Here is a 26,000-nt window from a genome sequence, read left to right on the forward strand (position 1 = left end):
TAGGAGACTGAAAGGTGCGTCGCCGGCGTTGGCGTCGATGGGCGCGCAATTGCAGACCCCACTCCGCCAGATAGGAGACTGAAAGTCCATGTCCTCCTCGGGAATGAGGTGGTAGAAGGTGTCGATTGCAGACCCCACTCCGCCAGATAGGAGACTGAAAGCTCTCCGGCGAGGCGGAGAGGTGGAGCGCCCGCTACGGATTGCAGACCCCACTCCGCCAGATAGGAGGCTTTTCGGCTGCATCACGTTATTTTTTCCGAGCGGAGCGGCGAGTCCGGACTGCTTCCGCGAGCTCGCGCAGCAGGGGCACCGTCATCTCCCAGCCCATGCAAGGATCGGTGATGCTCTGTCCGTAGACGAGGGAGGATTTGTCTACCAGATCCTGGCGTCCATCCACGAGGAAGCTCTCCATCATAACCCCGATAATCCCGGTCTCACCGGAGCTGACCTGATCCGCCACCTCGCGCGCCGCGACTGGCTGGCGGCGGTAGTCTTTGCCGCTGTTGCCGTGGCTGGTGTCTATCATCAGGCGCGGCGGCAAATCCGCTATCCGCAGCGCCTGAAGCGTTCTCTGGACGCTGTCCGCATCGTAGTTGGGACCGCTCTTGCCGCCGCGCAGGATCACGTGACAGTCCGGGTTGCCGCGGGTCTGCACGATACCGGCGAGCCCCTGCTCGGTGACGCCCAGAAAGCTGTGCGGCGAGGAGACCGCGCGCACCGCGTCTATGGCGATCTGGATACCGCCGCCGGTGCCGTTCTTGAACCCCACCGGCATGGAGAGGCCGGAGGTGAGCTGCCGGTGCACCTGACTCTCAGTGGTGCGCGCCCCGATCGCGCCCCAGGTTACGGCATCGGCAAAAAACTGAGGAGAGATGGGGTCCAGAAACTCGCAACCCACGGGAAGGCCGAGCCCGGTGAGGTCCAGAAGCAGCTGGCGAGCCATGCGCAGCCCCTCGTTGATAGCGAAGCTGCCGTCGAGATAGGGGTCGTTGATCAACCCCTTCCAGCCCACGGTCGTCCGGGGCTTCTCGAAGTACACGCGCATGATTATGCAGAGATCCCCGGCGAGCTCGTCGGCCAGATGCTTGAGCCGCCGCGCGTAGTCGAGAGCAGCCTCCGGATCGTGGATGGAGCAGGGACCCACTACCACCATTAGGCGGTCGTCCCGGCCGTTCAGGATGCGGACCACCTCCTCGCGGGCCCGGATCACGCCCAGCGCACTCTCCTCGGGCAGCGGTAATTGCTCGATCAGGATCGCCGGCGGTATGAGCGGCCGGATGCTCTCGATCCGGAGATCTCGAGTCATAGGAGGCTCGGATCCGCCGTCTACCACCTCCTCCACACCAGGCAACCGCTCCAGAAGAACCTGGATCTCGGAAGAAACCTCGCCTTCTATGTCCACTACCGTATACTCTTTTCCCTCGAAAACGTTCGTGTCGAGGCCCGCTTCCCGGACCCGGCTCCGTACCGCCTCCACAGCCCCCCGGGAGCTGCCGGACCGCATTACCACGAACATACTCTCTCCTTCTCTCTGTTTGCCGATCCCTTTACTCAAGACAAAACAAAAAGCAGAGGCCCTAAGCCCCTGCCCTTCGACTAACAGCCGGCTCACCGCGCTACATCAGACGCGCCCAAGTAACCGGCCCGCCCCGCCGAAGGGCAGACCGGTACGGGTATCGTACGGAGATGTAGCCGCCCGCTCTCATAGCTCACCAATGTATAGGGGCGCCGCCAGAACGTCAAGGAACTACAGACCGGCCAGCTTTGCAAGCGTTTTCATAAGAACCTGGCCTCCGGCGCTGCTGTAATCTAACCCTGTTTTAAAGGTTTAATGGGTTTCAGTTGGTTTTTAAGCGTGTTTTTGGCAGCATGGACGTCTTTTTTTCGCCTCCCACTAAGGTTGTAGTTGAGCTTTCAGGGGCAAATACGGAGCGGTTCCTGGGCCGGGAGGCGGGGCTCCGGTGCCGGTTACGGCAGATCCCGCCGGCGGAAGAGGAGGAGCGAGAGCAGGGCGAAGCCGGCCAGGTAGGCTCCTAGCACGAGTGCTGCCCGGGCGGGCTCTGCGGCTTCTTCTGGACCGGCGAAGCCCGGCGGTAGTTCGCCGAACGAGGCTGCGAGGTCCAGGGCGTTCCGGGTGGGCAGAGCCTGCCCGATGGACTCGACGAACTCGTTCTGCGGGGCGAGCCCGAGGAAGAGGTTTTCGAGCACCAGCAGGTAGACCAGGCCGAGCCCGATGGCCAGCGCCGTCCCCCGGAAGAGCGTGGCGAGGAGAATGCCCAGCGAGCAGAAGGTGGCGAGCACCAGCCAGCCGGCTCCGGCGGCGCGCAGGATCTCTCCGGCCGGCGGCCAGCTCGCAGAAGCGCCTTCCAGAAGGGCGACGACGTAGCTGGAGAGAGCGCCGGCGGCCAGCATCGCCAGGGTAAAGACCAGCAGGACGGCGGCTACGGCGAGCAGCTTGCCGGTGAAGAGCGCGGTCCTGCCCGGTTTCTGGATCAGAGCGCTTCTGAAGGTCTCCCAGCCGTACTCGCTGCCGATGGCGAGCGCGCCGAGGACGAGTGCCAGCGCCGAGCCGAACCCCACGAAGCCGTTGGAGAGCACGTTGATCAGGAAGTTCTCCGGGAGCAGGTACTCGCGGAAGATCTCGGCGGCCTCCGGCGCCGGTGCCACGTCTTCCGGCGCTCCGACCACGAAGATGTAGGTGAAGACGTACCCGAAGAGCGCCAGGGCCACGACGGAGACGGCGACCATCACCCAGGTCGCCGGGCGCTTGCGCAGCTTCAGGAGCTCGGCTGCGAAGCTGCCCATCACTCTGCGTCACCCTCGCCGGTAAGTTGCAGGAAGACCTCCTCCAGCGTGCGCCCCGAGGGCCGGAGCTCGCTCACCCGCAGCCCGGCGGATACCAGCTTCCGGTTTATCTCCGCCGCGGCTTCGGGAGCGGCGGTTATCCTGAGCGCGCCGTCCTCCACCTGGACCCCTTCAACCTCCTCCAGACGAGCCGCCACCGCGGCGGCCTGCTCCAGAGGCTCGGCCCTCACCAGAAGGCCGCCTCCGCCCCGCAGCTCGGCCACCGTTCCCTCGGCCACCAGCCGGCCGCGCCGGATCACGCCCACCCGGTCGCATATCTGCTCGACCTCCGAGAGAAGGTGGCTGCTGAGGAGCACGGTGCGCTCTCCCGTGCCGAGGCGGCGGATGAGGGAGCGCATCTCGGCCATGCCCCTGGGGTCCAGGCCGTTGGTCGGCTCGTCGAGGATCAGAAGCTCGGGCTCCTTGAGCAGCGCGGCGGCCACCCCGAGCCGCTGCTTCATCCCCAGGGAATACTTCCTGTACCTGTCCCGGGCCCTCTCCGCAAGCTCTACCTGCTCCAGAACCGCCTCCACCCGCGAACCCGGGACTCCGGAGTAGCGGGCCATGACCCGGAGGTTGTCCCGGCCGGAGAGGTAGGGGTAGAAGGCCGGAGACTCCACCAGCGCCCCCACCCGGGCGAGGCTTGAGGGATCTCCCGGCCGCTCCCCCATCACCGTCGCCGAGCCGGAGGTCGGCCGGATCAAACCCAGCAGCATCCGCAAGGTGGTCGTCTTGCCCGCACCGTTGGGCCCGAGGAAACCGTACACCTCGCCCCGGCGCACGGTGAGGTCCAATCCCTCGACCACGGGGACCCGGCCGTAGTGCTTGGTCAGCTTCCGCGTCTCGACCACCAGAGTGTCGTTCAAGAACAGCCTCCCTCCTGACTACCGGCGGACCAGATCAATCACGGCTCGCAGCCTACACCCTGCCCCTGCGGCAAGGTCAAACGTCTCCACCGCCCGGTCGTCTATACCACTCTAACAGCCTCCGGTGCTGGCCTGCATCCGACGAAAGTAGGAGCCTGCACCATGGCTCCGGTCACGGCTGTACTGGCGGGCCGGGTAGTGTTAGGGTAGCTGTGTACGGAATCGAGAGAAGGACAGAGCTTGGGGAAGAGCTGGTACATGATCCCGGTCACCCTGATCGTCGCGGTCCTGAACCCGTACCTGGGGCTCGTAGCCGGCGCGATAAGCACCTTCTTCGCCCATCTGCGCGGAGAGCCGGTAACGCGCAACATTCTCGCGGCGGTAACGCTTTTGATCCTGCTCTACGTCCTGGCCCTCGTTTTGGGGTATGTGCCGGAAGACGGTGAGATAGCGCTCTAGTCCGAGAGCAGCCGGCCGAACCGGTTGGTGATCGGCATCCGGCGGTCACGGCCGAAGGCCCTTCCCGTGACTTTGATCCCGATCGGGGCCTGGCGCCTCTTGTACTCGGCGCGGTCCACCATCTTCACCACGCGCCGTACGTCCTCTTCGCTGTAGCCGAGCGCCACGATCTCCTCTATCCCCTTGTCCTCCTCGATATAGGCCTCCAGGATCGGGTCCAGCACCTCGTAGGGCGGCAGGGAGTCCACATCCCGCTGGCCTGGCCTGAGCTCCGCCGAGGGCTCCTTGGTCAAGACGGAGTCCGGGATCACCTCCCGGCCCTTCACCTCGTTGATGTGGCGCGCGATACGGTAGACGAGCGTCTTCGGGACGTCGCTGATGACGGCAAACCCGCCGGCCATGTCGCCGTACAGGGTAGAGTATCCGACGCTCAACTCGCTCTTGTTGCCGGTGGAGAGCACGATCCAGCCGAACTTGTTGGAGAGCGCCATCAGGATGTTGCCCCTTATCCTGGCCTGAATGTTCTCCTCGGCCACATCCTCCGGCAATCCCTTGAAGCTCTCCGCCAGCATCTCGAGGTAGGCATCGAAAGCCGGATTTATGGGGATCTCCTGCACCCTTATGCCGAGGTTCTTGGCCAGCGCGCGGGCGTCGGTCACGCTCCCCTCTGAGGAGTACCGGCTCGGCATGATGACGCCGCTAACGTTCGCAGGGCCCAGAGCCTCAACCGCTATGGCGGCCGCCAGCGAGGAGTCTATCCCGCCCGAGAGACCGAGTACCGCGCGCGAGAAGCCGTTCTTGCGGAAGTAGTCCTTAAGACCCCGCACCAGAGCTGCCAGTACCTCGCCCTCCTCGGACAGGAGCTCCTCCACCCGGGGCTCGACGGGCTCGCGGGCGGTGTGCTCCACGGCGGGGACATCTACCGGCTCTTCCACGCGTTCGTAGCGCTCCTTACGGCCCCGCGGGTCGTGCAGGCGGCGGATCAGGGCCTCCTCCGGCAGGATGTCTGCCACCAGCAGATCCTCCTCGAACTGTTTCGCCCGGGCGACGAGCCTGCCCTCCGGGTCGAAGATGAGGCTGTGACCGTCGAAGACCAGCTCGTCCTGACCGCCGACCAGGTTGCAGAAGAGCACGTAGCAGCCGTAGTCCGAGGCCCGCACGCCCAGCATCCGCTCCCGCATCATCCCCTTGAGCCGGTGGTAGGGCGAGGCGGAGATGTTCAGGATCACGCTCGCCCCCTTGAGCGCCTGCTCGCGCGCCGGACCGCCCGGATACCAGATGTCCTCGCAGACGCTCATCCCGATGATCGAGTGCCCGAGCTGCGCCACCGGAGCCTCCCCGCCCTCGCGGAAGTACCGGTTCTCGTCGAAGACCCCGTAGTTGGGCAGATACCGCTTGTGGTAGCGGTAGAGGACCTCGCCGCCGGAGACCAGAGCGCAGGCGTTGTAGAGATCCTCCCGCAGATCCACGAACCCCACGAACGCCGCAACCCCCTCCGGAACCCGCCCGGCGAACTCCTCCAGCGCCCGCAGGTTCTCCTGCACGAAGTCCGGTCGCAGAAGCAGGTCCTCCGGCGGGTAGCCGGTGATCGCGAGCTCCGGGAAGGCCACCACCTCCGCCCCGGCCTCCAGTGCCCGCTCCAGCGCCTCGGCGGCCCGCTCCACGTTGCCCGGTATGTCCCCGACGGTGGTGTTGATCTGGGCCAGCGCCACTCTCATGCTCCCTATGATAACTCCTGACCGCCCCTCCCGCCCCGGACGGAGAATTTCTCCGATTTGTATCCCGGCTGTTATGCGGTTGTTACTTTTGTGGTCAACACTTCTCTTGAAAAGTTGTAGGCGAGGCGCTGAGAAGCGACCGGGAGACGGAGGCTAGACGGGAGATGGAGGCTAGATACTGGGAAGGCGAGAGGAGCGCTCTCTCCGACTACATGGTCCGCATCTCCAGCCGGCCGCTCCTGACGCCGGAGGAGGAGCGGGAGCTGGGCCGGCGCATCCGGGAGGGCGACGAGGAGGCTTGGAGGAAACTGGTCGAGCACAACCTGCGGCTGGTGGTCTCTCTAGCCCGGCCTTACGCCATGAAGGGTGCGCCGCTGGCCGACGTCATTCAGGCCGGGAATCTGGGCCTGATGCGCGCCGCCCGCTCGTTCGACCCGGACCGCGGGACCCGGTTCGCCACCTACGCGGGGTGGTGGATCCGGCAGCATATCCAGCGCGCGCTCCCGAACGAGAGCGGGAACATCCGCATCCCGGAGCACATCGAGCGGCAGAAGCGTCAGGGCCTTATTGACGACGACCTCCCCTACACGGTCTCGCTGGAGTCTCCCATCGGGGACGACGGGACGCTCGGCGAGCTCATCCCGGATCAGAGGGCCGAGGAGATAGACAACGCGGTCACCGGCATCGCGCTGCGGGAGGCGCTGAAAGAGCTCCCCGGCCGCGACGCCCGGGTACTCGCCATGCGCTACGGCCTGGATGGGGTGGCCCACTCGTTTACCGAGATCGGGCGCGCGCTGAAGGTGACCTCCACCCGCGCCCGCCAGCTGCACGACCGGGCGATCAAGAACCTCCGGACCGCTCTGGAGAACCCTGCCGTGAGCTAAAATCTCGCCCGTATGGGCGAACGGATCGAGATACTCGCCGCGGCGCGGGCAGCGGAGCTTCTGGAACGGGCGTGCGAAGCTGCAAGCTCCCCGCACGCCGAACTCGTACGCGAGCTGGCCCGCGAGCTGGGCGGAGAGCTCGGCGCTCTGATGTGTGGCGTTCCGGCGGCTATCCCTGCCCGGCTCATCGAGGCGCAGCTGCGGGCCGCCGACCTCTCCAACCTCGCCGCTTGCGCCCTGCCGGAGCTCCCTCCGGAGCGCGTCCCGGACGCGGCGGCGGCCGCTCACCTGGCAGCGGGCGCGGCCCGCGCGCTCGGCGTGCTGGCCGACGCGGCCTCCGGGGAACTGGAAGATCCTCTCCGGGACAACACCCGCCGGGACACCCGCAGCGCCGGGTGGCGGGCCAGACTCGCCGCCCGGCAGACGGACGAGGCACTAGAAGATCTCTCCCGGTAGCTCTCCGGATGCGAGGGCCCGGGCCGCGCGGGCGACGCGCAGCGTGTAGGCGTCCCCGTCCGGGATGAAGTCTTCGAGGCGCACCGGGACCTCGCGGCAAGCCCCGTCCCGCCACTCCTCGCCCGCGACGGTCTCCCCGGCGAAGACCCGCTCTACGGCCTCCAGGTGCAGCCGGACTACGGCGGCCACCTCCTCCGGCTGGAGGCGGAGGCTCCCGGGCGGGGTGGGGTCCGGCAGCAGGTACACCTCCTGGAGCTCGCGTTCGAAGCGTCCCGGCTCGCGCAGAACCATGCGCCGGGTTCCCAGGAAGACCAGGCGCTCCGGCTCGACCCGGAGCCCGAGCTCCTCCTCCAGCTCCCGCAGCCCGTCCATGACCTCCTCTCCGGCCCGCAGGTGCCCGGCGGCGGTCACGTCCAGCCGGCCCGGCCAGAGCTCCTTGCGCGGAGCCCGCCGCTGCACGAGCAGGTACTCGCCGTCTGAGATCCAGCAGTGAAACGCCCGGTGCCAGAGCCCCCGGCGGTGCGCCACGCTCTTCCAGGCGACCTTTCCGGTCGGCCGCCCGAGCTCGTCCAGTACGTCCAGCCGCTCGTCCACCGGGACAGGGTATCACGTGTAGGATGTAGGGAGCAGCGAACCGGGAGGAGGCGCATGGTAACGGTCGTCATAGCGGGCATTCTGGAGGAGGAGCACGTCGAGCGCATCCGGGAGCTGGAGGGCGTCCGGGTGCTCCACGACCCCGAGCTCGTCCCGCCGCCCCGCTGGCCGGGAGACAACGTGGGCGATCTGAGCTGGCGGCGCACCCCCGAGCAGGAGGAGCGATGGCTGGGGATGCTCGCAGAGGCCGAGGTTCTCTACGACTTCGACCGGGCGCACCTGCGGGATCTGACCGAGGTGGCGCCGAAGCTCCGCTGGGTGCAGGCCAGCTTCGCCGGGGCCGGGGAGGTCGCGGAGAAGGCCGGGCTCCGGGGCACCGGTGTGACCGTCACCACGGCGAGCGGGGTCTTCTCCCGGCCGCTGGCCGAGTTCACGCTGGCGGCGATGCTGGCGCACGTCAAGCAGTTCGCCCGGCTGGAGCGGGATAAGGGGGCTAAGCGCTGGCGCGAGCTGCCCGCCGACACGCTGGAGGGCAAGACGTTGTGTGTCGTGGGCTTCGGAAGCATCGGGCAGGAGATCGCGCACCTCGCCCGGCCGTTCGGGGTGCGGATACTGGGCGTCAAGCGCAGCGTGCGGAAGGACGATCCGGCACTCGGGCTCGCGGATGAGCTCTACGCTACGGAGGATCTGCGCGGCGCTCTGGGCGCGGCGGACTACGTAGCCGTCACGCTGCCGCACACGCCCGAGACCCGCCGCCTCATAGACGCCGGAGCCTTCCGGGCCATGAAGCCCGGCGCGTACCTCGTGAACGTGGGGCGCGGCCAGGTGGTAGACGAGGCGGCGCTGGCGGAGGCATTGAGGAGCGGGCGCCTCTCCGGGGCGGCGCTGGACGTGTTCGAGGTGGAGCCGCTGCCCGAGGAGAGCCCGCTGTGGGAGCTGGAGAACGTCATCGTAAGCCCGCACTCCACCTGCGACATCCCGCACGTGAGCAACCGCCTGCAGGCCGACCTCTTCATAGAGAATCTGCGCCGGTACCTGGCCGGAGAGTCGCTTCGGAACGTGCTGGACATGGAGCGGCTCTACTGAGCGCACCCTCCCCCGCGTTCGCGACCCTTGTCAAATGCGGCGGGGTGATATATCTTCTCCCCAGCGTATGAACGTGAGCGAGTCATCAAGTACCAACGCGCCGCCTCCTGGGCGGCGCGGTGCGGCTAACACTCACGCCGGGGGGAGTCTCTGAACGAGTACCTTTTCGACGGCTTTCTCGTACTCTTCGCGCTCTTCCTCGTAGCTCTGAACGCCCTCTTCGTGGCAGCCGAGTTCGCCTTCGTAAGGATCCGCAACGCGCAGGTCGAGCGTCTGGTGCAGGAGGGGCGGGCCTCCTCCCGGCTCGTCCGGGAGGCGACCCGCAAGCTGGACGCCTACCTCTCGGTCTGCCAGCTCGGGATCACGATCGCCTCGCTGGGGTTGGGGTGGATCGGTGAGCCCGCCTTTGCCCACCTCATCGAGCCGCTGCTGAAACCCCTTGGCATCCCGGAGGGGAGCATCCGCATCATATCCTTCGGGGTCGCCTTCGGCACCATAACCTTCCTGCATGTGGTGCTCGGCGAGCTCGCGCCCAAGAGCGTAGCCATCTCCCGGGCGGAGGGCACCTCGCTCTTTGTCGCACCGTTCATGAAGCTCTTCTACTACCTCTTCCGCCCCGGAGTGATAGTCTTCAACGGCACGGCCAACGCCATCGTGCGGATGTTCGGCGTGCCGCCCGCCTCCGAGATGCAGGAGATACACACCGAGGAGGAGATCCGGCGCATCATAGCCCACTCCACCCGCTTCGGGGCTCTGGAGGAGGAAGAGGAGGACATGATAGAGGCCGTCTTCGACCTCGGCGATACGGTGGCGCGCGAGATCATGGTCCCCAAGCCGGACGTGATCTCCATCCCGGCAGACATGTCGCTCAGGGAGCTCGTGGCGCTCGCCGCCGAGGGGAGCTTCACCCGCTACCCGGTCTACGAGGTAGACAACCCGGACACCATTATCGGGGCGGTGCACGTCAAGGACGTGTTGCGCGCCGTGCACTCCGAGGGAGGCATCCAGGGAGATCTGACGGCTCAGAACATCCTGCGCAAGGTGCTCGTCGTGCCGGAGAACCGCCCGATAGACGAGATCCTGGCGGACTTCCAGCGGCAGGAGATCCAGATGGCGATCGTCATAGACGAGTGGGGATCGTTCGAGGGGCTGATCACGATCGAGGATATCCTGGAGGAGATCGTGGGCGAGATCCGGGACGAGTTCGATCAGGAGGAGCCCGCCATCCGGGAGCTGAAGGACGGCTCCTATATCATAGACGGCCGCATCCCGATTCAGGTCGTCAACGACGCCTTGGACACGGAGTTCGAGAGCAAGGACTTCGACACCATCGGCGGTCTGGTGCTGGGCTCGCTCGGGCGTCCGCCGGAGGTCGGAGACGAGGTGAGAGAGGACGGCTACGTCCTGCGCGTGGAGGAGGTGGACGGGGCGCGCGTCGCGCTGGTGCTCGTCCGCGAGACCCCGGAGCGTGCCACCCGCCGGGAGCGGGAAGAGGAGGAGGAGTAGAGAAAGAGCTACCGCGCCGCCTGCTGCAGGGCGTGCAGCCCGGCGTAGCGCCCTCCCCGGCGGATCAGTTCCTCGTGCGTCCCCCGCTCTACTATCCTCCCGCCTTCGATCACCAGTATGAGGTCCACGCCGCGCACCAGCCGCAGCTCGTGCGAGATCAAAAACGTCGTCCTGCCGCGCGTCAGGTCGCGCCAGCTCTCCTCGACGACCGACGCGATCTCGGCGTCCAGCCCGGCGGCGGGCTCGTCCAGAACGAGTATGGGGGTGTCGCGCAGCATGGCGCGGGCGAGTGAGATGCGCTGGCGCTGCCCGCCCGAGAGGCTCTCGCCCCGCTCGGCCAGCAGGGTCTCGTAGCCCTCCGGCAGCTCCTCTATGAACCCGGCGGCCCCGGCCAGCTCCGCGGCGCGCCGGATCTCCTCTTGTGTCGCCTCGGGCCGGCCGTAGGCTATGTTCTCGGCGACGGTGCCCCGGAAGAGCATCGGCTCCTGGGGCACGAACGTCACGGCGCCGCGCACCGACTCCAGCGTGTAGCGCCGCACGTCCCCGCCGTCTATGAGGACGCGGCCGCGCTGCGGGTCGTAGAGCCGGGCGATGAGGCTCGTGATCGTGGTCTTCCCCGACCCGCTCACGCCCACGAGCGCGACCCGGGAGCCGGGCGGAACGTCGAAGCTCACACCGCGCAGCACGGGACCGGCCTCCTCCTCGTCGTCGTAGGCGAACCAGACGTCCTCGAAGGTCACGCGGCCCTCCGTGCGAGGCATCGGGACTGCATCCGGAGCGTCCTTCACGGCGGCCCCGGTCTCCAGCACCTCCACTATGCGCTCGCCGGAGACGAGGGCCTTACCGATCTGGTTCACCTGCCGGCTCATGGTCCACAGCGGCGTGTAGACGCTGCCCAGATAGGTTATGAAAACGATCAGGTCCCCGGCGGTCATGTTCCCGGCGAGCACCTGCCGGGTGCCGACGTACAGCACGGCCGCCGTCCCGATCCCGGCCACGACCCCGACCATCCAGCTGAACTTGGCCTCGATGAGGGAGCTCTCCACCCCGGCCTTCAGCGAACCGGAGCTCTCCTCCCGGAAACGCCCGAGCTCGTCCTCCTCCCGGCCGAAGAGCTTTACGGCCCGGATGCCGGTGACCGCCTCCTGCACCACCGAGGCGATCGCACCTTCCCGTCGGCGCACTACCCGCATCCGCTCGATGAGCGCCCGCCGGTAGCGGTGGACGGCGAGCGCCAGGAACGGTACGGTGATCAGCGCGACGAGGGTGAGGTGCCAGTTCAGGATGAACATCACGACCAGCATCCCGGTCAGGATGAGCGCGGCCGAGCCGATCTCCACGATCGAGTCCACGAGCAGCGTGCGCACCTCGCGCACGTCGTCGGTGAGGCGGGTGATGGTGTCGCCGGTGCGGCGCCGGCCGTGGTAGTCGAGGCCGAGCTCGTGCACCTTCCGGTAGAGCGCGTTGCGCAGGTCGAAGACCGTCTCCTGCCCGAGCTTGTTGAGCAGAAACCGCCGCATCGCGGCCAGACCGCGGGTCGCCACCGCTATGGCGACCGCGAGCCCCGCCACGACTACCAGCAGCAGGCCCGCATCCGGCTCCACTACGGGCAGTTCCTCGCCCCCGATCACGTAGTCGAGGACGATCTTCAGCGGCCAGGGCTGGGCCAGGTTGGCGAAGGTCTCCAGGATCAGGAGGAGGAGCGCCGCTGAGAGCCCCCGCCGGCGGGCCCTGAGGAACGGGGTGAAGTGCGAGAGAGCCTGCTGCGTGCGCCGCAGGTCGCCCCTCAGTCTGTCCGCTCTGGAGCCCACGCTCTTAGGATACCGCGCCGCCGGCGGTTAGAATGTAGGTGAAGAGACACAGAGGAGCGTATCGCCTTGCCGAAGAAAGTAGTAGCAGCTGTGCAGGACCTGATGTTCCGGAGCAAGATCCTGGAGGCCGCCGGGAGCGTGGGCGCGGAGGTGAAGTTCCCCCGCAGCCCGGCGAAGCTGCTGGATCTCACGCGCTCCGAACGGCCGGATCTCGTCGTCCTGGACCTGGCTTCCGAGCACTACGGGCCGCTAGAGCTGCTAAAGCGGCTGAAGTCCGACCCCGAGCTGGACTCGGTCTTCACGCTGGGCTACCTGCCACACGTGCGCCAGGATCTCGCCGCCGCGGCCTGGGAGGCGGGCTGCGACCGGGTTCTACCGCGTGGAGCGTTCGCCAAACACCTGCCGGAGATCCTCGCAAGTGGCGGTTGAGCCCTGGAGACGGCTCTCCAGAGAGTACGTCCTCAAGACCCCGTATGTGAACCTGCGCTCCGAGAGCTTCCGCCTCCCGGACGGGAAGATCAAAGACCCCTACTACGTAGTCGAGCGGCCGGATGCGGTCTTCGTCTTCCCCGTAACCCCGGCCGGAGAGGTGGTGCTGGTACGCCAGTACCGCCCCGCCATAGACCTCATCGAGCTCGGCCTCCCGGCCGGGCTTCTGGACCCGGGCGAGGATGCGGAGAAGGCCGCCCGGCGGGAGCTGCTGGAGGAGACCGGCTACGGCGGCGGCGAGTGGCAGTTTCTCATAAAGCTCTCCTCCTCCCCGGGCCTCAAGGACAACTGGGCGCACATGTACCTGGCCCGCGGCGTGGAGCGCATCTCCGAACCCGTCCCCGACGAGCACGAGCGGCTAGAGGTGGTGACGGTCCCGGCCGGGGAGATGCCGGAGCGCGTGCTGGCCGGGGAGATCGTGAGCGCCAGCGGCGTGGCCGCGACACTGCTGGCGCTGCGGAAGCTGGGGCTTTGAGCCGCATCGAGAGGCTCGGTCCGGAGCATCTGGAGCCCGGAGCGCGCCTGCTGGCCGAGGTCTTCAACCGCGCCCCCTGGAACGAGCGCTGGACGCCGGAGACGGCCCGCGCGGAGCTGGAGCACGTCCTGAACACGCCGGGCTCCTTCGGGCTGGTGATCTACGCCGGAGGGTCGCTCGCCGGTCTCGCCGCCGGCCACCGCCACCCGCTCGACCGGGGCGAGGCTTACTATCTGCGGGAGATGTACGTGAGGCCCGAACTTCAGGGCCGGGGACTGGGCAGCGAGCTTATGCGGGAGTTGAAGCGCGCCCTGAAGGACCGGGGCGTCAGCATCCTGTACCTGATCACGCACCGCGGCATCCCGGCGGAGTCTTTCTACCGCATGCACGGCTGCAAGGTGAGCCGCCGGGACGTGCTCATGTACGTCGAGCTCTAGCTCTCAGGAGAAGAACCCGCGGGCGGGGGCTAGCCCTCGATCGCCGGAGCCCCTTCCGCCGCCTCGACGGCGATCTTCTTCGGCTGCCCCTCGGCTACCGCGCCGGGCAGCACGATCTCCAGAACGCCGTTTCTCAGCGCGGCCTTAACCGACTCGGGCTCCACGCCCTCCGGGACGGCCACGCTCCGGCGGAACGGTCCGAACGGCGCCTCCCTCAGGTAGTACCCGCCGTCTCCGGCGAGGCCCTTGCGCTCGCCGCTGATGGTCAGCATGTTGCCCTCGAGGGTGATGTCCAAGTCCTCCAGCCCGACCCCCGGCAGGTAGGCGTGTATCACCAGATCACCCTCCCGGGCGTAAGCGTCCAGCAGCGGCGTCCACGTCCGGGCCGTCTCGGCGTCCGTCCGCCGCCCGAACAGGTTCCTCACCATCCTGTCGAACATGCGGTCGATCTCGTTCTGCACATCCCAGAACCCGCGGAACGGCGCGAGCGTCATGGCACATCACCTCCTTTCCTCGGGGATTCCCGTCACCTTCCACTTCCTTTAAATAGCGAGCGATCCGTGCGGCGCAAGCCCTAGAACCGGGTGAGCCCCGCCAGCCCCCCGAATTCCTCCCTGAGCGTCCGCGCATTCCCGGCGCGCATGAACTCGATCCGGGCGTCCCGGGCCCCGGCCAGCTCCAGAAGCGCGTCCGCAAGCGGCCGCTCGCGGACGGGACCGCCGCAATACCGGCAGCTCCCGTTGGCGGGCCTCCCGGCGAACGCCAGCCTGCAGGAGTCGCACCAGTACGCCTCGCCCTCCAGAGGCCACGGCGCGAGCAGCAGGTAGATCCTCCCCTCCTGCAGCGCGCTCAGGGTGGCGTCCAGCCCCGCGATCCCCTCCTCCGCAGCCCTTCCGAGCAGCTCCCGCTCGTGCCGGCGCTCCAGCCGTTCCTGCAGCTCGGAGACCCGCCGCAGCACCTCGCCTTCCGAAGCGTCCGCGGGCAGGTGCGCGCTGGCCGCCACCAGCGCCTCTATCTCCCGCGGGAGCACCGAGCGCAGCTCGGCAGTGCGCTTCTCGGGTCCGGCCAGGATCAGGCGCCGGATGCCGAACCTCTCGACGGTCTGCCGGAGCTCCCCGGCCACCTCCCGGTAGAAGCGCCGCGTCCACTCCTCCAGCCGCTGCTCGAAGAGATCCCGCGCCGTCCCGCCGCGCGGGCGCGCCGTGGAAGGCGAGATGGTTATCTCGCGCCAGCCGGCGGTGTCGAAGACGTTGGCGTCCTTGAGCTCCTCTCCGACCTGCCCGAGCGCGGTGACGAAGAAGCGGAACCGCTTCGCGTCGAAGAGAGCTATGCCGGTCGGCTCGTACTCGTCGAGAGCCAGCTCCAGGGGCGCCACGTACGGCTCGCCCCACCGGACCTCCTCCGGCAGCTCCGCCTGCAGCCAGTAGGTCTCGAATCGCCCCTCGGGCGCGGCGAAGAGCACCAGCGTGCGCATGCGCGGCCGCTCCGACTCCACATAGGAGAGGACGCGCTCCATCAGATCCCCCGGCACCTCGTTCTCCCGGAGCGCATCTTTCAGGCGGATCACGTAAGCCTTGCGCCGGTTCTCGGCGCTGGCGGGATTCACGTTCAGGTACACCGAGAGGGCCGGCACGGGATAGCCGGAGACGCGCTCCCCGATCGCCCTCAGATCCTCAGGGGCCAGCAACCTCTACCTCCGCTCGCAAGAAAGTGGAAGAGAGCCGGACGCATGCGTCCGGCTCTCTCTTTAAGAACGGTCTGGATCTCGCCTAGCAGGTGAAGGAGCCGCCACAGCCGCAGGAGCTCTGGACGTTGGGGTTGTTGACGGTGAATCCGGCGCCCATGAGGCCGTCCACGTAGTCGAACTCGCTGCCCATGATGTAAGGGACGCTCATGGCGTCTATCACGACCCTGAGCCCCTTGGTCTCGACGACCTCGTCGTCCTCGTTGATCTCGTCGTCGAAGTAGATGGAGTACTGGAACCCGGAGCAGCCGCCCGGCCGCACGGCGACACGCAGCGCGAGGTCCTCCTCGCCCTCTTCCCGCATGAGTGCTCTGACCTTCTCGGCTGCGTTGTCCGTGATGGTTATGAGGGTGTCCTGCCTGGCCTCCATCAGCACCTCCAGAATGCTGCGCGTGTAGTCTCTTGTCTTGCATCTCTCATTATTACACCGGCCGGGGGGTTATTCAACGAAAACTCCGGGCCGCCCGGCGCAGCCCGTTCCGCCCGCGCGCGGCGGACGCCCCGAGCCGGATCCTGAGGATCCGCACCAGCGAGGCCGGGTTCACGGCGGCCAGCGCGCGCCGCCATCCGGGAAGCCGCCGGAACTCCCGCAGCACCTCCCGGTAGGCCCGCCGCACATCAGAGGCGGGCTCAGCGGCGTAGAGGTGCTCGGAGTAGGCGCGGGCGAACCGCTCGAACGGCTCCTGCCGCACCCCGGCGGTCCCGGCAGCCCGCAGGATCCGCTCCCCGGGGGTGAGGGAGGGTGCGTCGACCCCTGCTTCCCGGACGCCCGATCCCGGGAGGTCGCGCAGCCGGCCCAGCACGTCGCGGTAGAGCGCCCGCGGTGTTCCCTCCGCGGCGAGCGCGCGCTTCGCCAGCGGAACACCGGCCGTGAGCACTCCGGCAAACGCCGCGTAGAGCAGGGCGGCGGGGATGCCGCCCTGCTCGTCCCCCGCACCGCCGGCCGGATCGTCCTCTCCCCGCTCGGGAGCACCCGGCTCCGAGGAAGAAGCGTTCGGGCCGCTGTGCCCGGGGCGCAGCGCGGGGTTCTCCGGCAGCACCCGCTGCGCACCGTAGATGTCAGAGAGGCTGGGCTCCGGGCGCGGAGCATTGGCCTCCATCGCCGGGGGCACCCCGAATCCCGGCGTAGGATCGAACGGGTACCAGCCCACACCGGGGAAGTAGATCTCGACCCAGGTGTGCATGTTCCGGCCCCGGACGAGGTACTCGTTCTCACCGACCTCCTCGCCGGCGGTTGCGCCGTAGACGAGGCGGGAGGGGATGCCCATCTCCCGCGCGATGAGCGCCATGGCCGTGGCAAACTGCGTGCAGAAACCCTCGCGCCCCTCGCCGAGGAAGTCCTCCATGGCCCGGTCGGCGCGGCCGAAGTCCGCGTTGATGTTGTAGGTGAAGCCGCCGTCGTAGCGCAGATAACGCTCGATGGCCCGGGCCGCGTCATACGGCGTGTCCGGACCGTAGATGCGCTCTATCTCATCGGCGGTCTCGCCCACGACGCCAGGCAGGCTGCCGGGCAGCTGGAGGTAGCGCTCCCGCACCTCGTCCGGATAGTCGGAGCCGCTCCGCTGCAGCTGCCGGGCGGTCGGCTGCGGTACCTCGGAGACCACCCGGTACTCGTCGCCCTCCGAGAGCAGCCGGGGTGCCGTCCAGGAGCCGTCGAAGCTCCGGTCCGCACCCCTGATAGAGGTGTAGACGATCTGGTACCCGCCGAAGATCAGGTCCGTCTCAGATCCGAGCATCTCCACGTGCTGCTCGACCCGCCGCCGCGGGACCCCGTACTCTATCTCCGGCCCCCCCTCCTCTGAGTGGCGGGCGGTGCTGAGCCAACGCACGCCGTTGAAGTAGTCCAGCGTGGCGCCGCGCCAGTGCAGCGGCTCCTCGGAGCGGACCCTGAAGAGCGGCACGTCCTCGCCACCGGTCAGGTAGCTGCCGACGTCGGCCTGGGCGCTGAGGTTCGCGTTGCCGCCCCCGGCTCCCCACTTGGTCCAGTCCACGAGCGGCGGACGGATGGCGGCCTGAGCTACCTGAGGCACGAGCAGCACCCCGACTACGATCAGGGCCGCCGCCAGGGCCCCCCTGCCCTGCGCCCCGGGCATCCCGGAGTAGAGCAACAGCGCCGCCGATGCCCCGAGGAAGAGGGCGAAGTACGTCCCAACACCGGTCTCGAAGTTCAGCGTGCTGATGACCCCGATGGTCAGGCCCAGCACGGCGACCGAGATTACCGGGCTCTCCTCGTACAGAGCGGCCGAGGTGGCGAAGACGACCACCACGAAGACCACAGGAAGCAGGATTACGAGCAGCCCCGGCGCGGGTTCGTACGGCAGCGGCTGAGCGTACATGATCCCGGCGGCCGCGTACACGTCCTCGCCCATCCGCAGGGCGAGCCGGCTCCAGCTCTCCCGCGAGAGCGGGACCTCCCGGTAGACCGCGAGCAGTACGTACAGCGTCAGGGAGGGGATGAGCAGCAGAAACCTGAAGCGCGCCAGCGAGCCGACCAGCGCCGCGAGCGCGGCCGCCCCGAGAAAGAGGTGCAGCACGCCGCCGGTGAAGAAGGTGCTGAAGGCCCCGGCGGTCGCCAGACCCGCGATATACAGCGGTATCCTGACCCCGAGCCTGGCCGTCATCCGGCCCCCTTCATCGCGGTCCCGTTCAGCCCGGACTCCACGCCCTCGGCGCGGCGTATCACGCGCACCGGAATCCCCAGCTGCACCAGCCTGCCGAGCGTGGCGATGAACCCGGCCTCACGCATCCGGGCGTCGGGAGCGCGCATGGCGCGGTAGGTGTGCGCCGCAACGGCCACGACCGAGACCGTAAGCCCCCGCCTCAGGAGGCTGTGCGCAGCCTCCACCAGCGGTCCGCCGGTCTCGCGGGTGACGAGCACCACACCGTCCCCGAGCCGCTCGCCGCGGGAGTTGAGGAGGTCTGTAAGCCGCTCCCGGCCGTCGGCCCGGATGCGGGCCAGCAACTCCATCGCCTCCCGGTAGCCTTCCCCGAAGCCTGTAGAGCTGGCGGCCGCGTCGCTGGCCAGCAGGCGGAACTCCAGCCGGTTCTCGTTCAGATACCCGAGGACGGACGCAGCGGCGGAGACGGCGTCCTCGACCTCCCGCCCGGAGCCGCCCCGCGTCCGGCGTGCCATGTCCAGCGCCACCGTGTAGCTCCGGGGGACGCTGGCCGCGAACTCCTTGACCATCAGCTCCCCGGTACGGGCCACGCTCTTCCAGTGTATGTGGCGGGGGTCGTCGCCCCGCCGGTACTCCCTGAGACCGTGGAACTCGTCGCCCCGCTGCACGGCCCGGCTGCGGGCGCCGGAACCCTCCGCTCTCCGGCTGCCGAGCGGGAAGTCCGCCAGTTCGAAGACCTCGGGGTAGACCACGACCTCCGAGCCTCCGGCCAGCCGCCGGGTCATCCGGACGAGCCGGAAAGGGTCCGTGAGATGCAGCGCAGCGGGCCCCAGCTCGTAGACCCCGCGCCGCTCAAAGCGAACCGGTAACGAGATGGAGGCCCGGTCCCGGCCCTCTATGCGGCTCACCCGGAAGGTCTCGCGGCGGGGCAGCCGGTCGGTTATCTCCAGCGGCGGGCTCGGGGACCGGCTCCCGTTCTCCACCACGATCTCTATCCGCGACTCCCGGCCGGCCATAAGCCGGGTTCCGGAACCCCGGCGCAGAAGCCGGATCTCGCGCCCGCCCAGGAGAGCCAGCACGAACGCCGCCGCCAACAGAGCCAGCAGCGCGAAAGAGAGCTGGTAGAGCTGGGTGGTCCCGAAGAGGCGGGCTCCCCCGTAGGTCAGCCCCCCGACGACGAGAATCTGCCAGCCCCTCCCCGTGAGCCGGAACGCGCGCACGGTCCTACACCGCTTCCGTCACGGGCACCGAGCGCAGGATCTCCCCGATCACGTCCCGCTCGTCGCCGGAGAGCCGGGCTTCGGCCGAGGGGATGATCCTGTGCGAGAGCACGTGCGGGGCGAGCGCCTTCACGTCGTCTGGGGTGCAGTACGACCGGCCCTGCGCCGCCGCGTGCGCCCGGGCGGCCGCGAGAAGCATCCGGCTGGCCCGCGGCGAGGCCCCCACGTAGACCAGCTCGTGCTCCCGGGTGGCCGAGGTCACGGATACCAGGTAGCGCAGCACGGCCTCGCTCGCATACACCTCCTCCACCGCCCGGCGCATCTCCAGAAACCGCTCCAGACCTATCACGGGCTCCAGCTCCAGCGCCGGGTCCCGAGCCAGCCGGAGCATCTCCATCTCGGCCCGGTCGTCCGGGTAGCCCATCTCGATCTTCATGAGGAAGCGGTCCAGCTCGGCGTGCGGCAGCGGGAAGGTGCCCTCGTGCTCGATCGGGTTCTGCGTGGCCACCACGCAGAACGGCTCCGGCAGGCGGTGGGTGCGGCCGTCGACCGTGACCGTGTGCTCCTCCATCGCCTCCAGCAGGGCGCTCTGGGTCTTGGGGCTGGCGCGGTTGATCTCGTCCGCCAGCAGCACGTTGGCGAACACCGGCCCCTCCCAGAACTCGAAGCGCCCCGTCCCCTGGTTGTAGACGTTCAGCCCCGTGACGTCGGTCGGCAGGAGGTCGGGGGTGAACTGGATCCGCTTGAACTCCGCCTCCACCGAGCGCGCGATGGATCTGGCCAGCAGCGTCTTGCCCACGCCGGGCACGTCCTCGATCAGAACGTGCCCTCCGGCCAGAAACGCCACCACCCCCAGATATACACTCCGCCGCTTGCCGGAGATGGCCCGCTCTACGTTCTCCACGATCCGGTTAACTGCGGATGCGTAGTCGCTGTAATCCAATGAGACCCCTGACGTCTCTCTCGCACACGCCTTCCACGATCGCTCCGGTCGGGCGACGTCAAGAGATTATAGCAGGCTCTCTCGTACCCTCCGGCTATGTTTCCTTACCTGGAGCATCCGGGAAATGTAATATGAAGATATAAAGGAGGGAGAGAATCGTGACCGGTGAACAGCCTCAGCCCGAAGAGCCAGAGAGGAACCCCCGCAGCGACCTGAAGGCTTCCGACCGCGCCGACATCTTCGAGAAAGCCTACCGCTTCACCCGGGCGGACGAGGCCAAGGCTTTAGGGTTCTACCCCTACTTCAAACCCATCTCATCCCAGCACGGCGGCACCGTCACGGTCGGGAACCGGGAGATGATCATAACCGGCTCCAACGACTACCTGGGCCTCACCCAAGACCCCCGGCTCAAGGAGGCCGCCACGGCCGCATTCAAGAACTACGGCACCAGCTGCACCGGCTCGCGCTTTCTGACCGGCACCCTCGCCCTGCACGAGGAGCTGGAGGAGCGTCTGGCAGAGTTTCTGGGGGCCGAGGCGGTGCTGACCTTCACCACCGGGTTTTTGGGCATGCTCTCTGTCCTGAGCGCACTGGCCGGCAGGCAGGACGTCCTCTACTTCGACCGCGACAACCACGCCTCCCTCTACGACGGGGCACGCCTCTCCTTCGGCACCCTGCGCAAGTACCGCCACAACGACCTTGCGGACCTGGAGCGCCTGCTGGAGCGGGACGCGGGCAGGAGGGCGGGAGGGCGCCTGATCGTAACCGACGGCGTCTTCTCCATGAGCGGCCACATAGCGGATCTTCCGGGCATCGTGCAGCTCGCCCGCGCCTACGGCGCCCGCGTGCTCGTGGACGACGCGCACGCCACCGGAGTTCTGGGAGAGAGCGGCCGGGGCACCGCCGAGCACTTCGGGCTTGAGGGGGAGGTGGACCTGATCGTGGGCACCTTCTCCAAGTCCTTTGCCTCGGTGGGAGGCTTTGCGGCCGGGCCGCGGCCCGTGATCAACTACATCAAGCATCACGCGCGCCCCTTCATCTTCACCGCAGCGCTGCCGGCTCCGCAGGTGGCCACCGTGATCAAGGCGCTTGAGATCATGCAGACGGAGCCTGAGCACCGCCAGAAGCTGCACCGCAACGCCGAGCGGCTGCGCGGCGGCCTGAAGTCTCTGGGCTTCGACATCCTGGGCTCGGAGAGCCACATCGTGCCGGTCCTGATCGGTCAAGACGAGCACACCGCGCTCTTCTGGCGGGGTTTGTGGGATGCGGGCATCTTCACGACCCCCGCCCTGCCCCCCAGTGTCCCTCCGGGTCAGGGCATCATCCGCACCAGCGTGAACGCCAACCACACCTTCGAGCAGATAGACCGCCTGATCGAGGCCTTCGGCGAGGTCGGAAGGCGTCTGGGCGTTATCGGCTGAGCATGGGGATCCGCGCGTGACCGAAGTCCTCCCCGTACGCTCCCGGTCGGATCTGCGGCGGTTCATCCGCTACCCCTTCGCCCTCTACCGGAACGACCCGCACTGGGTCCCCCCGCTCCTGATCGAGGAGCGGCGCAGGTTCGACCCGAAGAAGAACCCCTTCTACGAGCACGCCCGCATAGAGCTCTTCCTCGCCCGCCGAGCCGGCGAGGTCGTCGGCCGCGTCGCCGCCATCGACGACGACAGCCACAACCGGACCCATGGCGACAACCTGATCTTCTTCGGCTTCTTCGAAGCGGCCGACCGGGAGGCTGCCGAAGCTCTGTTCGCCCGCGTCGAGGCGGCGGCGCGCGAGCTGGGCCGGACCGCCGTGCGCGGCCCGGCCAACCCCTCGCTGAACGAGGGCGCGGGCTTCCAGCTGGACGCCTTCGACACCGATCCCTACGTCATGATGCCCTACAACCCGCCCGCATACCCGCGCTACGCCGAGGCCGCCGGCTACCGCAAGGCGAAGGACCTGCACGCCTGGCTCTTCGAGCGCGACCAGCCGCTGGGCGAGAAGATCGGCCGGCTGGCCGCGCGGGTCCGCAAGCGCTACGCCCCGGTGGTCCGCCCCGCCGATGCGGGGCGCTTCAAGGAGGAGCTGGCGACCCTCAAGTACCTGTACGACCGGGCCTGGGAGAGAAACTGGGGCTTCGTGAAGTACACGGACGCGGAGTTCGACCGGCTGGCGAAGGATCTGCGGCTCGTCGTGGATCCCGACCTCGTCCTCTTCGTCGAGATGGAGGGGCGACCGGCCGGCGTGGGTCTCTGCATCCCGGACGTCAATCAGGTCCTCAAGCGGATGCGGGGCCGGCTGCTGCCCTTCGGCATCCTCCACTTCCTGCGGCGCCGCAGGATCATGGACCGCCTCCGGCTGGCGATCCTGGGCCTCCTGCCGGAGTACCGCAACCGGGGGCTCGAAGCGCTGATCGTGCACGAGCTCTACGGGCGCGCCATAGCCAAGGGATACCGGCAGTGCGAGTGCTCGTGGGTCCTGGAGGACAACCGGGCGATGAACCGGGGCCTCAAGGCCGCCGGCGCACGCCTCTACAAGACCTACAGGATCTACGAGAAGGAGCTCTGAGGTGCCGGAGCGCGTGCTCCTCACGGGCGCTACGGGCTTCGTCGGCAGCCACATAGCCGAGGCGCTGGCCTCGGCGGGCTGCGAGGTGCGCTGCGCCGTCCGCAACACCAGCGATCCGCGCTGGCTCTCCGGCCTGAAGGTCCGGCTCGTTCGAGCGGACTTCGGCCGTCCAGAGGATCTCGCCCGCCTGGCCAAGGGAGCGGACGCCGTGGTGCACGCCGCAGGCATAACCCGGGCCCGGCGGCCGGAGGACTTCTACGCGGTCAACGCCGGGATCACCCGACGGCTCGCCGCGGCGGCCGCCCGCGCCGGAGCGCGGCGCTTCGTCCTGATCAGCAGCCTCGCAGCCCGCGGCCCCGACGGAGAGGACGGACCGGTGAGCCACTACGGCCGCAGCAAGCTGCAGGCCGAGCAGTGCCTGCGGGAGTTCGGGGAGCTGCGCCCCGTGATCCTGCGCCCGGCGGCCGTCTACGGCCCGCGCGACCGGGACTTCCTGCCCCTCTTCCGGCTGGCGCGCAGCGGCTGGCTGCCGGTCCCCGCCAGCGCGAATCCCCTCCAGCCCGTCTACGCGGCCGACGTGGCGCGGGCCGTGCTGCTGGCGCTCCGGAAGGACGGCCCCGGCCCCTTCCCGCTGGCGGAGGAGGCCCGGTACTCCTGGCGCGAGGTGGCCGAAGCCCTGGAGGCCGCGCTCGGCCGGCGCGTGCGGCCCGTCCGGCTCCCCACCGCCGGGTTCGTGCTGGCGGGGCGCGCGGCCGGGCTGACGGCGCGGCTGCGCGGCGCGCCACCGGCCTTCGACGAGCGGCGCGCCCGGGATATCGCGGTGCACGCCTGGACCTGCGACCCCTCCGCCGCCGAACGCGCCCTGGGCTGGCGCGCCGGGGTGCCGCTGCCCGAGGGCCTCGGGCACACGGCAGGCTGGTACCGGCGGGAGGGCTGGCTCTAGCCCCAGAGGAGCGAGACCCCGAACCTGGCCGCGCCGGTGAGGATCGCTCCCCACACCATCACACTCGGCACCATCCAGAAGAGCAGGGAGCGCGTAGGAGCCCCGAGGGCCAGGGCCACGACGGTGGCCGTCGGCGTCCCGCTCAGCAGCGGAGCCTGCAACGCCACACCCACCACCCCGTACTTCTCCCAGAAGCGCTCAACGCGCTTGCGGCGCTTGGCGAGCCAGCGGTTGCTGAAGACCCACGGCCGCAACCGGTCACCGGCCAGGAAGGCCACCGCCACCACGCTGAGATTCCCCGCGACCGCGGCGGCCCACACCAGAACGGCCGGAAGCCCCAGCACAAAGCCGGTGGGTATCCCGACCCACAGATCCACGGCCCCCGCCAGGAAGGTGGAGACGAGCTTTACTATCAAGCCCACCTCTCCCCGTCTCTCCCGTAGTACCAGCTCAGCAGCTCACCGCGCCGCTGACGAACCCTCCGGGGGAGCTTCCGCGCCAGATTGCGCCGCTCGGCAGGGTCCAGCGAGAGGTCGAAGAGCTCGTCGGGCCGGTCGCCGTAGTGGTAGATGTACTTCTCGTCGCCCCGGAGGCTCGCCAGACACCTGTCCCGGTTGAAGCAGCTGAACATCAAGGGGCGATCCGGGGGCACCGGCCGCAGGAGAGAGCGCCCCTCCCCGCCCTCCGGCTCGTAGCCCAGCAGCTCGGCCACCGTCGGCAGGATATCGGCGAGGCTCGCCGGACCCTCGATCCTCCCGCCCCCCAGCAGCCCGGGAGCGTGGAAGATCAAAGGCACCCTGATCCCCTCCTCGTAGGGAACGTCCTCGTGCCCGTAGCGGCCGTGCTCCCCGAAGCCCTCGCCGTGATCGCCGTAGATGACGAAGATGGTCTCCTCGTACAGCCCGAGCCGCCGGTACTGCTCCACCAGCCGGCGCACGAAGAAGTCCTGGTAGCGGACGCAGTTCAGGTAGCGGTTTAGCAGCTCATCCTCCGAGAACCTCACGATCCCGTAGCGGGCAGGGGGACGGTAGTCGTGATGCGCCACCCCCGTCAGGTAGGTGATCACGAAGGGCTCGCCCGCCCCCTCCCCGATCCAACCCTCGGCCGGAGCCAGCATGACCTCGTCCTCGTACCCGAAGTAGTTCGCCCGCTCGAATCCCCCCGTCTCCATATCCTCTATCGAGTAGTAGTCCTCATACCCCAGATTGCCGGCCAGATTCTCGAAGTCCTCAAACTCCCTGGTGGAAGACTGGAAGAAGGCCGTCCTGTAGCCTTCCTCCCCCAACAGGGCCGCGATCCCCCTGACTTCGAGCCCGCCCGGCGCGGCCTCAACGGGCTCCTGTAGCGGAGGCGGGAAGATACCGCAGTTGGCCGACACGGCCGCCTTGGAGGTGTGCGGAACCGCACTGTAAGCCCTCTCAACCAGCAGGCTGCTCTCCGCCAGCTCCGCCAGAAAGGGGGTCGAGCGCAGCCCCGGGCTGTAGGGCGTGACGGACGACGCCCGGGTAGACTCCAGATGAACCAGAACGAGATTGCGCCTCCGGCTCCCGCCCCGGAGCCTGACGCCGGCGGGCCGCCGGCGCACGGCCTCCGGCTCCCGCCGGGGAGCGAGCCGCTCTAGAGCGGTCAGCGCCACGTGGAGGACCGGGTCCCTGGCAGACGACCGGCCCCAGCCCGCCGGAAGGTGGCCGGGCCACAGCGCCAGAACACCGCAGCCGAACGCCACGTCCCAGAAGGCGCGGGCCCGCCGCAGATCCCCCCCGCCCCTATCCCGCACCCGCCCGAAGCGCCGCGCCAGCAGCCGGGGGCCCGCAACCGTATACAGACAGGCGGCGGCGAGGAGCGCCCACGCCAGCGGCGGTACACCGCGGGTGAGCATGGACCTGAGCTGCCCCAGCCGGGGGAGCCACAGCGCAATGACGTGGCAGTCGAGAGCAGTCCCGGTCTCCCGAAAGTACCGGTGGGCGACGGTCTTCAACACGACCACCAACCCCGTCACGACGTGAAAGAGCCCCCCCACCACCCACCGCAGAAACCTCCCCCGAACCGCCGCGAACGCTCCGGCCCAGAAAGCAGCATGCGCCAGACTGAAGAACAACTCCGAACGCAGCAGCATCAGGACTCCCCCCAGCCCCGGAGCACCACGCCGGAAGAGAACGTTGGAGAGCCTGAGCACGAGGCCGTAAACCCCAAGCGGGAACAACAGCCCGGCGAGGTAGATGCGGTCCCGCTCCGCAAGCGCCGGCGAAACCCCGCCCCGGAGCCCCGCGAAGACCCTCAGCGAGACCGCCAGAATGGCAGCCAGCGCAAACGGCACCCTCAACAGCCTCCTCACAGACCCTCCGGCGGCGTGTCCACCC

General features: G+C 68.5%; 25 protein-coding genes. 11 read left to right on the forward strand and 14 right to left on the reverse strand.

The window, feature by feature from the left end:
* Window positions 1-247 precede the first annotated feature (247 nt).
* From E0L93_RS01025 to E0L93_RS01035, 3 genes are all read right to left on the reverse strand, one after another.
* A complete protein-coding gene (locus E0L93_RS01025; protein ID WP_207890253.1) occupies window positions 248-1,516 on the reverse strand; it encodes a 3-deoxy-7-phosphoheptulonate synthase in 1,269 nt (422 codons plus the stop codon).
* Between the two features lie 452 nt (window positions 1,517-1,968).
* Complete coding sequence (locus E0L93_RS01030; protein ID WP_132687351.1) at window positions 1,969-2,805, reverse strand: ABC transporter permease subunit; 837 nt, start codon at window positions 2,803-2,805, stop codon at window positions 1,969-1,971.
* Window positions 2,805-3,710, reverse strand: coding sequence for an ABC transporter ATP-binding protein (locus E0L93_RS01035; protein ID WP_132687353.1), 906 nt, complete (start codon window positions 3,708-3,710; stop codon window positions 2,805-2,807). The genes E0L93_RS01030 and E0L93_RS01035 overlap by 1 nt, the downstream gene beginning before the upstream one ends.
* 240 nt (window positions 3,711-3,950) lie before the next feature.
* Between E0L93_RS01035 and E0L93_RS01040 the strand changes: the two genes are divergently transcribed.
* Window positions 3,951-4,169, forward strand: coding sequence for a hypothetical protein (locus E0L93_RS01040; protein WP_132687354.1), 219 nt, complete (start codon window positions 3,951-3,953; stop codon window positions 4,167-4,169).
* Here the strand turns inward: E0L93_RS01040 and E0L93_RS01045 are convergent.
* A complete protein-coding gene (locus tag E0L93_RS01045) occupies window positions 4,166-5,887 on the reverse strand; it encodes an NAD+ synthase (protein ID WP_207890254.1) in 1,722 nt (573 codons plus the stop codon). The genes E0L93_RS01040 and E0L93_RS01045 overlap by 4 nt on opposite strands.
* 164 nt (window positions 5,888-6,051) lie before the next feature.
* On the opposite strand from E0L93_RS01045, the gene E0L93_RS01050 reads away from it, so the two are divergent.
* Window positions 6,052-6,771 carry a sigma-70 family RNA polymerase sigma factor gene (locus tag E0L93_RS01050; RefSeq protein WP_132687358.1) on the forward strand — a complete coding sequence of 240 codons (720 nt, stop codon included), beginning with the start codon at window positions 6,052-6,054 and terminating at the stop codon, window positions 6,769-6,771.
* 12 nt (window positions 6,772-6,783) lie between these two features.
* Window positions 6,784-7,227: a hypothetical protein gene (locus E0L93_RS01055; RefSeq protein ID WP_132687360.1), complete on the forward strand. Its 444-nt coding sequence runs from the start codon at window positions 6,784-6,786 to the stop codon at window positions 7,225-7,227.
* On the opposite strand, the gene E0L93_RS01060 is transcribed toward E0L93_RS01055, so the two are convergent.
* Complete coding sequence (locus E0L93_RS01060; RefSeq protein ID WP_132687362.1) at window positions 7,207-7,821, reverse strand: NUDIX hydrolase; 615 nt, start codon at window positions 7,819-7,821, stop codon at window positions 7,207-7,209. The genes E0L93_RS01055 and E0L93_RS01060 overlap by 21 nt on opposite strands.
* Before the next feature lie 54 nt (window positions 7,822-7,875).
* Here E0L93_RS01060 and E0L93_RS01065 point away from each other — a divergent pair, with 54 nt between their 5' ends.
* On the forward strand, window positions 7,876-8,907 hold the full coding sequence (locus tag E0L93_RS01065) for a D-2-hydroxyacid dehydrogenase (protein WP_132687363.1): 1,032 nt from the start codon (window positions 7,876-7,878) through the stop codon (window positions 8,905-8,907).
* Window positions 8,908-9,057: 150 nt separating this feature from the next.
* Window positions 9,058-10,413, forward strand: coding sequence for a hemolysin family protein (locus E0L93_RS01070; protein ID WP_132687365.1), 1,356 nt, complete (start codon window positions 9,058-9,060; stop codon window positions 10,411-10,413).
* 8 nt (window positions 10,414-10,421) lie between these two features.
* On the opposite strand, the gene E0L93_RS01075 is transcribed toward E0L93_RS01070, so the two are convergent.
* On the reverse strand, window positions 10,422-12,224 hold the full coding sequence (locus tag E0L93_RS01075) for an ABC transporter ATP-binding protein (RefSeq protein WP_132687367.1): 1,803 nt from the start codon (window positions 12,222-12,224) through the stop codon (window positions 10,422-10,424).
* A gap of 66 nt (window positions 12,225-12,290) precedes the next feature.
* On the opposite strand from E0L93_RS01075, the gene E0L93_RS01080 reads away from it, so the two are divergent.
* Genes E0L93_RS01080 through E0L93_RS01090 form a run of 3 tightly spaced genes read left to right on the forward strand, consistent with a single transcriptional unit; the run spans window position 12,291 to window position 13,625 of the window.
* On the forward strand, window positions 12,291-12,653 hold the full coding sequence (locus E0L93_RS01080) for a PleD family two-component system response regulator (RefSeq protein ID WP_132687368.1): 363 nt from the start codon (window positions 12,291-12,293) through the stop codon (window positions 12,651-12,653).
* Window positions 12,643-13,188 (forward strand): NUDIX hydrolase, encoded by a 546-nt coding sequence (locus E0L93_RS01085; protein WP_165874079.1) that lies wholly within the window; start codon window positions 12,643-12,645, stop codon window positions 13,186-13,188. The genes E0L93_RS01080 and E0L93_RS01085 overlap by 11 nt, the downstream gene beginning before the upstream one ends.
* Window positions 13,185-13,625: a GNAT family N-acetyltransferase gene (locus E0L93_RS01090; protein WP_165874080.1), complete on the forward strand. Its 441-nt coding sequence runs from the start codon at window positions 13,185-13,187 to the stop codon at window positions 13,623-13,625. Before E0L93_RS01085 ends, E0L93_RS01090 begins: the two co-directional genes overlap by 4 nt.
* Window positions 13,626-13,654: 29 nt before the next feature.
* On the opposite strand, the gene E0L93_RS01095 is transcribed toward E0L93_RS01090, so the two are convergent.
* The 6 genes from E0L93_RS01095 to E0L93_RS01120 all read right to left on the reverse strand — a co-directional run bounded on the left by E0L93_RS01095 (window position 13,655) and on the right by E0L93_RS01120 (window position 20,111).
* Complete coding sequence (locus tag E0L93_RS01095) at window positions 13,655-14,119, reverse strand: Hsp20/alpha crystallin family protein (protein ID WP_132687374.1); 465 nt, start codon at window positions 14,117-14,119, stop codon at window positions 13,655-13,657.
* A gap of 80 nt (window positions 14,120-14,199) precedes the next feature.
* Window positions 14,200-15,312 carry a VLRF1 family aeRF1-type release factor gene (locus tag E0L93_RS01100; protein WP_132687376.1) on the reverse strand — a complete coding sequence of 371 codons (1,113 nt, stop codon included), beginning with the start codon at window positions 15,310-15,312 and terminating at the stop codon, window positions 14,200-14,202.
* Between the two features lie 82 nt (window positions 15,313-15,394).
* Complete coding sequence (erpA, locus tag E0L93_RS01105) at window positions 15,395-15,739, reverse strand: iron-sulfur cluster insertion protein ErpA (protein WP_132687377.1); 345 nt, start codon at window positions 15,737-15,739, stop codon at window positions 15,395-15,397.
* A gap of 73 nt (window positions 15,740-15,812) precedes the next feature.
* On the reverse strand, window positions 15,813-17,990 hold the full coding sequence (locus tag E0L93_RS01110) for a transglutaminase TgpA family protein (protein ID WP_132687379.1): 2,178 nt from the start codon (window positions 17,988-17,990) through the stop codon (window positions 15,813-15,815).
* Window positions 17,987-19,207: a DUF58 domain-containing protein gene (locus E0L93_RS01115; protein WP_132687381.1), complete on the reverse strand. Its 1,221-nt coding sequence runs from the start codon at window positions 19,205-19,207 to the stop codon at window positions 17,987-17,989. Before E0L93_RS01115 ends, E0L93_RS01110 begins: the two co-directional genes overlap by 4 nt.
* Before the next feature lie 4 nt (window positions 19,208-19,211).
* A complete protein-coding gene (locus E0L93_RS01120; protein ID WP_243638053.1) occupies window positions 19,212-20,111 on the reverse strand; it encodes an AAA family ATPase in 900 nt (299 codons plus the stop codon).
* 197 nt (window positions 20,112-20,308) lie between these two features.
* Here E0L93_RS01120 and E0L93_RS01125 point away from each other — a divergent pair, with 197 nt between their 5' ends.
* From E0L93_RS01125 to E0L93_RS01135, 3 genes are read left to right on the forward strand one after another with little or no spacing between them, the layout of a single operon-like run.
* The gene (locus tag E0L93_RS01125; RefSeq protein WP_207890255.1) at window positions 20,309-21,571 is read left to right on the forward strand and encodes an aminotransferase class I/II-fold pyridoxal phosphate-dependent enzyme; all 1,263 of its coding nucleotides are present in this window, start codon (window positions 20,309-20,311) and stop codon (window positions 21,569-21,571) included.
* A 16-nt stretch (window positions 21,572-21,587) separates the two neighbouring features.
* Window positions 21,588-22,697: a hypothetical protein gene (locus E0L93_RS01130; RefSeq protein WP_132687386.1), complete on the forward strand. Its 1,110-nt coding sequence runs from the start codon at window positions 21,588-21,590 to the stop codon at window positions 22,695-22,697.
* Window position 22,698: 1 nt separating this feature from the next.
* Complete coding sequence (locus tag E0L93_RS01135) at window positions 22,699-23,640, forward strand: NAD-dependent epimerase/dehydratase family protein (RefSeq protein WP_132687388.1); 942 nt, start codon at window positions 22,699-22,701, stop codon at window positions 23,638-23,640.
* On the opposite strand, the gene E0L93_RS01140 is transcribed toward E0L93_RS01135, so the two are convergent.
* Entirely contained in the window at window positions 23,637-24,056 is a 420-nt protein-coding gene (locus E0L93_RS01140; RefSeq protein WP_165874081.1) for a small multi-drug export protein, read from the reverse strand. The two genes, E0L93_RS01135 and E0L93_RS01140, sit on opposite strands and share 4 nt — an antisense overlap.
* On the reverse strand, window positions 24,053-25,957 hold the full coding sequence (locus E0L93_RS01145; protein WP_243638062.1) for an LTA synthase family protein: 1,905 nt from the start codon (window positions 25,955-25,957) through the stop codon (window positions 24,053-24,055). The genes E0L93_RS01140 and E0L93_RS01145 overlap by 4 nt, the downstream gene beginning before the upstream one ends.
* Window positions 25,958-26,000 lie beyond the last annotated feature (43 nt).

Source organism: Rubrobacter taiwanensis, from assembly GCF_004337705.1.
Lineage (GTDB): Bacteria > Actinomycetota > Rubrobacteria > Rubrobacterales > Rubrobacteraceae > Rubrobacter_C > Rubrobacter_C taiwanensis.